This is a genomic window from Neorhizobium sp. DAR64872/K0K18 (assembly GCF_050500175.1).
Taxonomy (GTDB): domain Bacteria; phylum Pseudomonadota; class Alphaproteobacteria; order Rhizobiales; family Rhizobiaceae; genus Neorhizobium; species Neorhizobium soli.
On the sequence record NZ_CP191446.1, the window covers coordinates 2762627 to 2775505 of the forward strand.

Consider the following 12879-nt stretch of genomic DNA (forward strand, 5'->3'; position numbering starts at 1 on the left):
CCGGGAGGGAGAACCATGAACGACAAACGCATACAGCCACTCTCACGCGACGCGATGGCCTATGTCCTGGCCGGCGGCCGCGGCAGTCGCCTGAAGGAACTGACGGATCGCCGCGCCAAGCCCGCGGTCTACTTCGGCGGCAAGGCGCGCATCATCGATTTCGCGCTGTCGAACGCGCTGAATTCCGGCATCCGCCGCATCGGCGTTGCGACCCAGTACAAGGCGCATTCGCTGATCCGCCACATGCAGCGCGGCTGGAACTTCCTGCGTTCAGAGCGCAATGAAAGCTTCGACATCCTGCCCGCCTCCCAGCGCGTTTCGGAAACGCAATGGTATGAAGGCACGGCCGACGCGGTGTTCCAGAACATCGACATCATCGAAGGCTACGCGCCGGAATACATGGTCATCCTTGCCGGCGACCACGTCTACAAGATGGACTACGAGTACATGCTGCAGCAGCACGTGAACTCCGGCGCCGACGTCACCGTCGGTTGCCTCGAGGTTCCGCGCATGGAAGCCACGGGCTTCGGCGTCATGCATGTCAACGAGAAGGACGAGATCATCGATTTCGTCGAAAAGCCGGCCGACCCACCGGGAATTCCCGGCAATCCGGATTTCGCGCTGGCCTCGATGGGCATCTACGTCTTCCACACCAAATTTCTGATCGAAGCGCTGAAGCGCGACGCGGAAGCAGAAGGCTCCAGCCGGGACTTCGGCAAGGATATCATTCCCTATATCGTCGAGCACGGTAAGGCCGTCGCGCACCGCTTTGCCGATAGCTGCGTCCGGTCCGATTTCGAGCGCGAGCCCTACTGGCGCGATGCAGGGACGGTGGACGCATACTGGCAGGCCAATATCGACCTGACAGAAATCGTGCCCGGCCTTGACCTCTACGACAAGTCCTGGCCGATCTGGACCTTCGGTGAAATTACACCACCGGCAAAGTTTGTGCATGACGACGAAAACCGCCGCGGGTCCGCAACGTCCTCGGTCATTTCCGGCGACTGCATCATTTCCGGTTCGTCGCTCAACCGAAGCCTTCTCTTCACCGGCGTGCGTGCCAATTCCTATTCCAAGCTCGAAGGCGCGGTTGTGCTGCCGAACGTGCGGATCGGACGGCGCGCCCAGCTTCGCGATGTCATCATCGACCACGGCGTCACCATTCCGGAAGGCCTGATCGTCGGCGAGGATCCGGAACTCGATGCCAAGCGCTTCCGCCGCACCGAGAGCGGTATCTGCCTGATCACCCAGGCGATGATCGACAAGCTCGAGCTGTGAACGGGATCCTCCGATGAATGTTCTGTCGGTCGCGTCCGAAGTCTTTCCGCTGGTGAAAACCGGCGGCCTCGCCGATGTGGCCGGCGCTCTGCCGCTGGCACTCAAGAGCCAGGGCATCTCGGTGAAGACCCTGATGCCGGGCTATCCGGCTGTCATGCGGGTGCTGAAGGATGCAAAACTCGTCATGAGTTTCGACGACCTTCTCGGTGCCAGTGCTGATATCCTCGAAGTCACGCACCAGGGGCTAGACCTCCTGGTGCTCGACTGCCCCATGTTCTTCGACAGGCCGGGCGGCCCCTATCTCGATCAGACGGGCAAGGACCATCCCGACAACTGGAGACGCTTCGCGGCGCTGTCCAAGGCGGGTGCGATCATTGCGCAGGACGGCATCGCGGGCTGGAAGCCCGACATCGCACATGTGCACGACTGGCAGGCAGCCATGCTTCCGGCCTTTATGCGCTACTCGGAAACGCCTGAAATCCCGACGCTGATCACCATTCACAACATCGCCTTCCAGGGCATGTTCGGCGCCGATATCTTCCCCTTTCTCGGTCTGCCGGATCATGCCTTCGCCATGGACGGGATCGAATATTTCGGCGGCATCAGCTATTTGAAAGCCGGGCTGGAGACGAGCTGGGCAATCTCCACCGTCTCGCCCTCCTATGCCGAGGAAATTCTGAGCGGCGAATACGGCATGGGGCTCGAGGGCCTGCTTTCTCGCCGCTCCGTGGATCTGACGGGTATCGTCAACGGCATCGACGCTGAAATCTGGGACCCGGAAACCGACATCAACCTGCACACCCGCTACGGTGCCGGAAGCCTCAAGAGCCGCGCTGCCAACAAGCGGGCGATCGAGGAGCGGTTCGGCCTCGTTGAAAGCGACGGTCCGCTGTTTTGCGTCATCTCCCGCCTCACCTCGCAGAAGGGCATGGATCTGCTGGCGCAGGAGATCGACAACCTTGTCGAAGCCGGCGGCAGGCTGGCGGTGCTCGGCTCCGGCGATCAGGCACTCGAAACCGCATTTCACGCCGCTGCAGGCCGCCATCCGGGCAGCGTTTCGGTTCTGACCACCTATGACGAGCCGCTGTCGCACCTGCTTCAGGGCGGCTCCGATGCCATCATCATACCGTCCCGGTTTGAGCCCTGCGGCCTCACTCAGCTCTACGGCCTGCGTTACGGCTGCATCCCGGTCGTTGCCCGCACCGGTGGCCTCAACGACACGGTCATCGATGCCAGCCCGGCCGCACTCGCTGCGAAGGCCGCAACCGGTGTCTCCTTCGGCCCGGCAACAGCCGACAATCTTGGCCGCGCCCTGCGCCGCGCCATCCGTCTCTACAAAGACCCTGATGTCTGGACGGAAATGCAGAAGCAGGGCATGAAATCCGACGTTTCCTGGGACAGGAGTGCTGGCCTCTATGCCGCGCTCTATTCCGACCTACTTGCAAGAAAAGGCATTTGAGATGATCAAAACCGTATCGACCACGCCCTATCAGGATCAGAAGCCTGGAACCTCCGGCCTGCGCAAGAAGGTGCCCGTCTTCGCCCAGGAAAACTACGCCGAAAACTTCATCCAGGCGATCTTCGACAGTCTCGAGGGATTTGCCGGCAAGACGCTGGTGATCGGCGGCGACGGCCGCTATTACAACCGCGAAGTCATCCAGAAGGCGATCAAGATGGCCGCGGCCTCCGGCTTCGGCAAGGTCATGGTCGGCCAGGGCGGTATCCTGTCGACGCCGGCCGCCTCCAACATCATTCGCAAATACCACGCCTTCGGCGGCCTGATCCTGTCGGCCAGCCACAATCCCGGCGGCCCGAACGAAGATTTCGGCATCAAGTACAACACCGGCAACGGCGGCCCGGCGCCTGAAAAGATCACCGATGCGATCTATGCCCGTACCAAGGTCATCGACACCTACAAGATCGCTGATGCGGCCGATATCGACCTCGATGACGTCGGAACGTTCAAGATCTCCGGAATGGAAGTCCAGGTCATCGATCCGGTCGCTGACTATGCCGAACTGATGGAGCAGCTGTTCGATTTCGTGGCAATCCGTGCCCTGCTTGCGAGCGGCGTCCGCATTGCGATCGATTCGATGGGCGCCGTCACAGGCCCCTATGCCGTGGAAATCTTCGAGAACCGGCTTGGTGCGCCCGAGGGCTCGGTACGCAACGCGACCCCGCTTCCCGATTTCGGCGGTCATCATCCGGACCCGAACCTTGTCCATGCCAAGGAACTCTATGACGACGTGATGAGCAAGAGCGGCCCGCATTTCGGTGCCGCCTCCGATGGCGACGGCGACCGCAACATGGTCGTCGGCAAGGGCATGTTCGTGACACCGTCGGACAGCCTGGCGATCATCGCAGCAAACGCGACGCTCGCACCGGGCTACGCCAAGGGTATTGCAGGCATTGCCCGTTCGATGCCGACAAGTGCGGCAGCCGACCGCGTGGCCGAAAAGCTGAAGATCGGCATGTACGAAACGCCGACCGGCTGGAAGTTCTTCGGCAATCTGCTCGATGCCGGCAAGGCCACCGTCTGCGGCGAGGAAAGCTTCGGCACCGGTTCCGACCACGTGCGCGAAAAGGACGGCCTCTGGGCGGTTCTGTTCTGGCTGAATATCATGGCAGCCAGAAACGAGAGCGTCGCTGAAATCGTCAAGTCGCATTGGGCCGAATACGGCCGCAACTACTATTCCCGCCACGACTACGAGGAAGTGGATTCGGATGCAGCGAACGCTCTCGTGGCGGCCCTGCGCGAAAAGCTCCCGACGCTCCCCGGCCAGACCTTCGGCGCACTCAAGGTCGAATTTGCTGACGATTTCGCCTATCTCGACCCGATCGACGGCTCCGTTTCGAAGAACCAGGGCATCCGCATCCTGTTCGAAGGTGGCTCCCGCGTCGTGTTCCGCCTGTCGGGCACCGGCACGTCGGGTGCGACGATCCGCGTCTATGTCGAGCGCTACGAACCCGATGCCAGCCGCCACGACATCGAGACCCAGACGGCGCTCGCCGACCTGATCGCAGTGGCAGACGAGATTTCGGATCTCAAGAAGCGGTCCGGCCGGGTTGCCCCGACGGTGATCACCTGATCGAGGCTGCCGGGTGACATTGCCCCTCATCCGGCGACAGCAACCTTCTCCCCGCAATCGGGGAGAAGGATTTGCCGCAGCGACACGGGACCCTACTTCCATAGGACACGTCTCTTCTTCCCACCAAGCGAGAGAAGGCAGGCTGATTGTCAGCCGCGAACGCACGGTCGCTGGCGAAATGGATGAGCGATAAGGAACCCGATATGTCTCACGCACACGCTCAAAGACGCGGCGCTGTTCTCCTGGATAAGATGGCGGAATTCTCGGTCTGGTCGCAGCATGCGGAAAAGATCGAACTCTGCCTGTTCGATGCCGATGGCGAGACGGAAACCGCCCGCTACCCGATGACGCGCGGCGACGACAACCTTTACCGCATCGACCTTCCCTCGATCAGACCCGGCCAGCGCTATGGTTTTCGTGCGCATGGCATCTACGATCCGGATAAAGGCCTCTGGTTCGACCCGTCGAAACTGCTTGTCGACCCCTACGCCAAAGAACTCGACCGCCCCTTCGTCTACGATCCGAACCTCTCGCAGTTCAACTTCGACACGGCCGGCCTGGTGCCCAAGGCGATCGTCACGGAGCACGTCGCAGCCAAGATCGAGGCGCCGCGGTTTACCCCCGGCGGACTGATCTACGAAGTCGCCGTAAAACCCTTCACCATTCTCCACCCCGACGTGCCGGAAGATATCCGCGGCACGGTCGCAGCGCTTGCGCATCCAGCGATCATCGCCCATCTCAAAAGGATCAGCGTCGACGCGATCGAGCTGATGCCAATCACCGCCTGGATCGACGAACGGCACCTCCCGTCGCTCGGTCTCACCAATGGCTGGGGCTACAATCCCATCGCCTTCATGGCGCTCGACCCGCGCCTTTGCCCGGGCGGGGTTGAGGAACTGCGCGACACCGTCACCGCCCTGCACGAGGCCGGCATCGGCGTCATCCTCGATCTCGTGTTCAACCATTCGGGCGAAAGCGATCGCTACGGCGCAACCCTGTCGATGCGCGGGATCGACAACCTCTCCTATTATCGTCATGCGCAGGACGAGCCTGGCCTTCTCATCAACGACACCGGCACCGGCAACACGCTCGCCTGCGACCATCCCGAAGTCCGGCGCCTGATCGTCGATACGTTGCGCCATTTCGTGATCCACGCTGGCGTCGACGGCTTCCGCTTCGATCTGGCGCCGATCCTCGGTCGCACCTCGAACGGTTTCGACGCCGATAGCGAAACGCTGACCGCGATGCTCGAAGACGAGGTCCTGAAAGACCGCGTCATGATCGCCGAACCCTGGGATATCGGCCCCGGCGGCTATCAGCTCGGCAATTTTCCGGAAAAATTCCTCGAGTGGAACGACCGCGCCCGCGACGACATCCGCCGTTACTGGCGCGGCGACGAGTGGACGACAGGCGCGCTCGCCACCCGGCTTGCCGGCTCGTCTGACCTTTTCTCCGGACACACGCGCACGGTCAATTTCCTCGCCGCCCATGACGGCTTCACGCTGATGGATCTCGTGTCCAACGAGCACAAGCACAATGAGGCGAACGGCGAAGACAACCGCGACGGTCACGGCGACAACATGTCCTGGAACAACGGCGCCGAGGGCGTGACAAGGGACCGCGATATCCTCGCCGACCGTCGAAGGGACGCCGAAGCCCTGCTTTCGACGCTGTTTGCCAGCCGAGGCACGATCATGCTGACGATGGGCGACGAGGCCGGTCGCTCCCAGCGCGGCAACAACAACGCCTACGCGCAGGATAACGAGATCACCTGGATGGACTGGGCCACGCTCGACAAGGCGCTGGTCGAGCACACGGCAATGCTTTCAGCCCTCCGCAAACGGTTCTCCGTATTCTCCGAAACCAGCCTGCTCACGGGCGATGGCGATATCGAATGGATCTCGCCAAGCGGCCAGCCGATGCAGGTCTCCGACTGGGAAAACCCCGCCAATCCGGTCCTCGGTTTCATGCTGAAAACCGACGATGCAACGACCGGAAAGGCCACGCGGCTCGCCATCATCGTCAACCGCGGCCACACCCCGCAAACCTTCGCCCTTCCCGGCCCGAACTGGCGTTGTTATCCTGATAACCAGCCGTGGGATACGGCACTTGCCCCCCGGTCGGTCAGCTTTTGCATCGAAAATTGATGCACTGCAAAAACCTGTCGCCAAGTCCTTCAAAGCCTGTAAGAGTCCGCATCACAACCAACGGAAAGAGCAGCGCATGCGTGAAATTTCCCTCGCCGATGTTGCAGGACTGGTCGGTCAGGAACTGGGTGTTTCCGACTGGATCACCGTCAACCAGACAATGATCGACCAGTTCGCCGATGCGACGCTCGATCATCAGTTTATCCACGTGGATCCAGAGCGCGCCAAGGCCGAAAGCCCATTCGGCGGCACCATCGCCCACGGCTTTCTGTCGCTGTCGCTGCTGTCGGCCATGAACTACGAGACCATGCCGAAAATCCGCGAACAGACGATGGGGATCAACTACGGGTTCGACAAGGTCCGCTTCATGTCGCCCGTCAAGAGTGGCGCGCGGGTCCGCGGCCACTTCACGCTGGCCGACAGCCGCTTCCGCGGCGCCGGCATGCTGATGACCACATACGAGGTTTCGATCGAGATCGAGAACGAGAAAAAGCCGGCACTGACCGCCACCTGGATCACCATCGTCCAGTTCGACCCGAAGGATCGGCCGGAAGACGCCTGAGTTACCTCCCGTTCATCTCCTGTCGCGTCATCCCAATTCCATCATCAGCAACCCGATGAGTGGCGGCAAGGCGGCACCGATCAGAAGGGGCGCCGTCCGGGATGCCGTCAGCCCCAGCGCAGAACCGGAAATCCCGGCCGCGATCAACCCGGCGATCGGCATCGACAGACTGCGGTCGATCCCCGGCACGAGCGAAGCCAGTAGCGCCGCAATGACCGCTACTCCGCCGACCAGAATGCCCTTCCACAGTTCGACACCGGACAACTTCGCAGCCACCGCGCCCCCGGCAATGGCGGCAGCGATCCCGAGCAAGACCCACTGAATATCCGGCCAACCAGCGTCCACCATAAAAAACCCTCCCATTCTGCAATGGGAGGGTGCGGTATTGTCGAACCCAATTCAAGTCAGGCGATGGTCGAAGAGCTAGAGCGCAGCGTCTTTCGCGCCCTCCGAAAGAAGGCCGAAGGCGTAGTCGGAAAACGACCGCCATACTTCCATCCGGAACGCCTCCTCGCCCGTGCGCAGAAGCACCACTTCCACCTTGCCAAACAGCGTGCGCGAGCAGGCACCGACCGGAAAGACTGAAAGCGACAGATCCTGCGGGCAACCCGTGTTGATCGCGGCCTCCGCACCCGGACCCGAAATCAGGATCGCGGTGTTGCGGTGAGACACGTCGGTCGCGGAATGCAGCACACCGGAATTGGCGGCAGCGGTCATCAGGCCGCTTTCGCTTTCGTCGATCACCAGCCACTCGTCCGGTCCGAGCCATAGCGCGGTGCGGCCATTGGCGGATGCGGACGTCTTCGGCCTGACCGGCAGATCGACGCCGAGCGAGCCTGAAAGTGCGGATACATCCTCCGCCTTCGCCCGCAGCGAAATGCGGCCGGCCGGAGCTGCCGGTTCGAGCCGGACGACGGAAGATCCGCCGTGAAAACCGGTCATCGGGACTACGCGCTGAGCCATTGCAAAATCAGCCATTGATGCGGCCTCCTTCCTTGTCGAAGAACACCATGTCGGTCACTTCCACCGAAATCGTCCTGTCGGCCATCGGCACGTAGAGCGTGCTGCCCATCTTTGCGCGTCCGCCGGCAACCAGCGCGATCGCGATCGATCGGCCGAGAGTTTCCGACCAGTAGGACGAGGTCACATGGCCGAGCGTGGTCATCGGCTTCGGCTGGTTCGGATCGGCAACGATCTGCGCGCCCTCTTCCAGCACATCCTTCGGATCCTTGGTGAACAGGCCGACCAGCTGCTTGCGTCCCTCGCGCACAAGGTCCGGACGCTTCAGCCCTCTGATGCCGACGAAATCGGTCTTCTTCTTCGAGACGGCCCAGCCATAACCGGAATCGTCAGGGGTGACCGTGCCGTCCGTATCCTGGCCGACGATGATATAGCCCTTTTCGGCGCGGAGAACGTGCATGGTTTCCGTGCCGTAGAGGCAGGCCCCCATCGATTGCGCGCGTTCCCAGATCGCCTTCCAAACCGCCGCCCCGAAATCGGCGGGCACATTGACTTCGAACCCGAGCTCGCCGGTAAACGACATGCGGAACAACCGCCCCGGAACGCCCATGATCGTGCACTCGGCAACGCTCATATGCGGGAAGGCTTCGTTGGAAATGTCGAGCCCGTCGATGAAGGGCGCAATGATCTCGCGCGCCTTCGGACCCTGAACTGCGATGACAGCCCATTGTTCGGTGGTCGATGTCAGCCAGACGTTGAGATGAGGAAATTCCGTCTGCAGATAGTCTTCCATATGCTGCAGCACCCGCGGCGCGCCGCCGGTCGTGGTCGTCACATGGAAACGATCTTCCGCCAGGCGCCCGACGACACCGTCGTCATAGATGAACCCGTCTTCCCGCGTCATGATCCCATAACGGCTCTTGCCGGGTTTCAGCGTATCCCAGGCATTGGTGTAGAGCAGATTGAGGAATTTCGCCGCATCCGGGCCAACCACCTCGATCTTGCCGAGCGTCGAGGCATCGAACACGCCGCCGACCTCACGCACGGTTCTGCACTCGCGGTTGACCGCTGCGTGCATGTCTTCGCCGCGCTTTGGAAAATACCAGGCGCGCTTCCAGTTGCCGACATCCTCGAACTCGGCGCCCTCGGACGCCTCCAGCGAATGCATCGGCGTCTTGCGGGCCGGATCAAACAGGTCGCCGCGCGAATGTGCAATCAGCGTGCCGTAGGTGACAGGCGTGTAGGGCGCACGGAACGTGGTGAGACCCACCTGCGGGATCGGCCGGTCGAGCATTTCCGACGCGATGGCGAGGCCATGCATGTTGGAAAGCTTGCCCTGATCGGACGCCATGCCGTTAGTGGTAAAGCGCTTGATATGCTCGATCGAATGCATGCCCTCGCGCACCGCAAGGCGGATGTCCTTGGCGGTCACGTCATGCTGGAAATCGACGAAAGCCTTGACCGCATCATCAGGTCCAGCCCCTTCGGCCGCGCCGATCATGCCGCCGGTCCATTCGAACCGGTTTTCGCCTGATACGACAGCCGTACCGCCGCCTGCGGCAATCGCCTCGTCGATCATATCAGCCAGATCGTCGGTTCCGTTGCAGGCACCGACCGAGATGCAGTTCTGGGCATAGATATCCGGCAGGAACCGCTGGTTTGCCGCGTCGAACCGCAGTTTCCCGCGAGACTGCGAGAACAGATGCACGGACGGAGTCCAGCCTGCCGAGATGAGCAGCGCGTCGACCTTGATCTTGCGGACATTGGCGCCGCCATTGCGGGTGACGGTGATGGAATTGATCCGCAGCCGGCCGGACGTGTCGGTCACGGCATGGCCCGTCAGCACGTCGATCCCGAGCGCGCGAGCCTCTGCCAGCACACCATCGCCCGGATGGCTGCGGCTGTCGATGATCGCAGCGATCGAGACGCCTGCCCGCTTCAGGTCGAATGCTGCCTCATAGGCGCTATCATGCGCGGTATAGACGCCGACATTGCGGCCGACAGCAACGCCGTGATGATTGAGGAAGCTGCGCGCGGCAGACGACAGCATGATGCCCGGCCGGTCGTTGTTTGCAAATACCATATGCCGTTCGATCGACCCGGTCGCCAGCACGACCTTTTTGGCACGCACCTGCCAGAGGCGCTCACGCGGCAGGTCCCTGCCCGGCAGCGCCACATGGTCGGTCACCCGTTCCACAAGGCCTAGGAAACCGTGATTGTAATAGCCGAACACGGTGGTGCGGGTGAGCACGGTGACATTGTCCATCGCCTTCAGCTTTGCAGCCATGGCCTGTGCCCAGTCGAAACCGTTCTGGCCGTCGATCAAAGTGGAACTGTCGAAATGCAGCGCACCGCCGACTTCCGGCTGTTCGTCGACGAGAATGACCTTCTTTCCGGTCGCAGCCGCGGAAAGAGCCGCCGTCAGGCCAGCAACACCGGCGCCTGCAATCAGGATGTCGCAATGCACGTACCGGCTGGCGTAATGATCGGGATCCGCTTCCTTCGGCGCTTCGCCCAGACCCGCGGCGCGACGGATGATCGGCTCGTAGAGTTTGTGCCAAGCTTCCCGCGGCCACATGAAGGTCTTGTAGTAGAAACCCGCGGCAAAGAACGGCGACAGCATGTCGTTGAACGCGCCGATATCGTATTTCAGCGACGGCCAGCGGTTCTGCGAGGCGATCTTTGCGCCATCGAACACTTCCTGCACCGTGGCGCGCACGTTCGGCTGACGGCGAGCGGCATCGCGCGACACGTCGAGCAGCGCATTCGGCTCTTCCGGACCTGATGTCAGGATGCCGCGCGGGCGGTGATATTTGAACGAGCGGCCGAGCAGATGCACGCCATGCGCCAGAAGCGCTGACGCGACCGTATCGCCCTCCAGCGCCGTATAGCTCTTGCCGTCGAATGTGAAGCGCGCGGTGCGGGCGGGCGTATGGCGGCCGGCGCCCTTGATGCGGAATTCGCCCGAGTTGGAGGAAGAACTCATCTCGCGTCTCCTTCCGTAGCTTCCCAGGTTTCGACGGTCTTTTCTTCGGCGATCGCCGCAGCATGGCTTGCGACCGGGATCGGCTGTTTCGGCAGACCCGCCTTGTAGGTCATCAGGAACCTGTCGCTCACCGTATCGCGGGCCGCGTTGAAGAAGCGGCCGCAGCCGTGAATATGCCGCCACCGTTCATAGGTGAGACCCTTCTCGTTGTTGCGCAGAAAGAAGAACTCCGCGAACTCCTCGTCGGAAATTGCCGCGATATTCTCCGGCCGGGCAATATGCGCCTCGCCGGCCCAGCGAAATTCCAGTTCCGAGCGATCTTCTTCGCAATAGGGGCAGTGGATCAAAAGCATCTGGTCTATCCCCTCACTATCAGTGCGCGACGGCAGCGGCTGCCGCCTCGTCGATCAGGCGGCCCGTGCGGAACCGGTCGAGATTGAGACCCGAAGCCAGTTTATGCGGTTCGCCCTTGGCGATCAGATGCGCAAACAGGTTGGCCGAGCCCGGCGTCGCCTTGAACCCGCCGGTACCCCAGCCGCAGTTGACGAACAGGCCTGGAACGGGCGTGACACCCTGAATAGGCGACCTGTCCGGCGTGTTGTCGGTAATGCCGCCCCACTGCCGCATCATCTTGACGCGGCGGAAGATCGGAAACAGTTCGCAGATCGCATCGAGCGTATGGGTAATGATCTGCAGGCCGCCGGTCTGGGAGTATGAATTATACTGGTCGGTGCCGGCGCCGATCACGAGCTCGCCCTTGTCGGACTGCGAGATATAGGCATGCACCGTGTTCGACATGACGACGCAGGGGAAGATCGGCTTGAGCGGCTCCGAGACCAGCGCCTGCAGCGGGGTGGAATGAAGAGGCACGCGAACGCCCGCCATTTCCATCACCACCGACGAATGGCCGGCCGCCGATACGCCGACCTTGTTGGCACCGATAAAGCCTTTGGAAGTCTCGACGCCCTGAACTTCGCCACCCGGTCCGCGGCGGATGCCGGTGACTTCGCAGTTCTGAATGATATGGACGCCGCGATCGGCCGCCGCGCGCGCATAGCCCCAGGCGACGGCATCGTGGCGGGCTGTGCCGCCGCGGCGCTGCAGGGCAGCACCATTGATGGCGTAGCGCGCCGTCTTCGAGATATCGAGAACCGGAACGAAGGCCTTGGCCTGTTCCGGCGTCAGCCATTCGTTGTCGATGCCGTAGAGCCTGTTGGCATTGATATGGCGCTTGAACGACTGCTGGTCATGAATGTTGTGCGACAGCATCATCACGCCGCGCGGCGAATACATGACGTTGTAGTTGAGCTCCTGGCTCAGGCCTTCCCACAGCTTGAGGGAATGCTCATAGATGTCCATGCTCTCTTCATAGAGATAGTTCGAGCGGATGATGGTCGTGTTGCGGCCGGTATTGCCGCCGCCAAGCCAGCCCTTCTCGATCACCGCGATATTGGTGATGCCGTGTTCCTTGGCAAGATAATAGGCGGCACCCAGACCATGACCGCCGGCACCGACGATGATCACGTCGTATGAGCTGCGCGGCTCGGGAGAGGTCCACTGCGCCTCCCATCCCTTGTGGGCGCGCAGTGCCTCGCGGGCTATGGCGAAAACCGAATATTTGCGCATGAGGCCGCTTCTCCTTGATCCGCCGGTAAGGCTCTTGGGTAGAACCATACCCATCGCAAATCAATATGCGCCGCAATGGCCGTTTTGCGACGCCTCAGAGGATTGTTTCGACACGCGCGGAAAACAGGCCCGGGAACCTCGGACGAAAGGCCCGGCCGACGTTCATGTGACGACGGCGGAGGGAAGATGGGGTCGTGACGTTAGAGCGACCGGCCGTTAACGCGGCCACAG

10 protein-coding genes are annotated in these 12879 nt (G+C 61.9%); 5 read left to right on the top strand and 5 right to left on the bottom strand.

Annotated features, from left to right (window positions below):
- Nucleotides 1-15: 15 nt before the first annotated feature.
- The 5 genes from glgC to ACQY1P_RS19065 all read left to right on the top strand — a co-directional run bounded on the left by glgC (nt 16) and on the right by ACQY1P_RS19065 (nt 7076).
- Nucleotides 16-1278 (top strand): glucose-1-phosphate adenylyltransferase, encoded by a 1263-nt coding sequence (gene glgC, locus ACQY1P_RS19045; RefSeq protein WP_062461037.1) that lies wholly within the window; start codon nt 16-18, stop codon nt 1276-1278.
- Nucleotides 1279-1291: 13 nt separating this feature from the next.
- A complete protein-coding gene (gene glgA, locus ACQY1P_RS19050; protein WP_430254909.1) occupies nt 1292-2737 on the top strand; it encodes a glycogen synthase GlgA in 1446 nt (481 codons plus the stop codon).
- A 1-nt stretch (nt 2738) separates the two neighbouring features.
- Entirely contained in the window at nt 2739-4367 is a 1629-nt protein-coding gene (locus tag ACQY1P_RS19055) for an alpha-D-glucose phosphate-specific phosphoglucomutase (protein ID WP_430254911.1), read from the top strand.
- A 203-nt stretch (nt 4368-4570) separates the two neighbouring features.
- Nucleotides 4571-6514, top strand: a complete 1944-nt coding sequence (gene glgX / locus ACQY1P_RS19060) for a glycogen debranching protein GlgX (RefSeq protein WP_430254913.1) — start codon at nt 4571-4573, stop codon at nt 6512-6514.
- 76 nt (nt 6515-6590) lie between these two features.
- The gene (locus tag ACQY1P_RS19065; protein WP_062461045.1) at nt 6591-7076 is read left to right on the top strand and encodes a MaoC family dehydratase; all 486 of its coding nucleotides are present in this window, start codon (nt 6591-6593) and stop codon (nt 7074-7076) included.
- A 27-nt stretch (nt 7077-7103) separates the two neighbouring features.
- Here the strand turns inward: ACQY1P_RS19065 and ACQY1P_RS19070 are convergent, their stop codons facing one another.
- The 5 genes from ACQY1P_RS19070 to ACQY1P_RS19090 form a co-directional block, all read right to left on the bottom strand.
- Nucleotides 7104-7424, bottom strand: coding sequence for a hypothetical protein (locus ACQY1P_RS19070; RefSeq protein ID WP_113109735.1), 321 nt, complete (start codon nt 7422-7424; stop codon nt 7104-7106).
- A 75-nt stretch (nt 7425-7499) separates the two neighbouring features.
- On the bottom strand, nt 7500-8054 hold the full coding sequence (locus ACQY1P_RS19075) for a sarcosine oxidase subunit gamma (RefSeq protein WP_113109734.1): 555 nt from the start codon (nt 8052-8054) through the stop codon (nt 7500-7502).
- Entirely contained in the window at nt 8047-11022 is a 2976-nt protein-coding gene (locus tag ACQY1P_RS19080) for a sarcosine oxidase subunit alpha (protein ID WP_430254915.1), read from the bottom strand. The genes ACQY1P_RS19075 and ACQY1P_RS19080 overlap by 8 nt, the downstream gene beginning before the upstream one ends.
- Nucleotides 11019-11375 carry a sarcosine oxidase subunit delta gene (locus ACQY1P_RS19085; RefSeq protein ID WP_209901918.1) on the bottom strand — a complete coding sequence of 119 codons (357 nt, stop codon included), beginning with the start codon at nt 11373-11375 and terminating at the stop codon, nt 11019-11021. Before ACQY1P_RS19085 ends, ACQY1P_RS19080 begins: the two co-directional genes overlap by 4 nt.
- A gap of 19 nt (nt 11376-11394) precedes the next feature.
- Nucleotides 11395-12648, bottom strand: coding sequence for a sarcosine oxidase subunit beta family protein (locus ACQY1P_RS19090; RefSeq protein WP_430254917.1), 1254 nt, complete (start codon nt 12646-12648; stop codon nt 11395-11397).
- Nucleotides 12649-12879 lie beyond the last annotated feature (231 nt).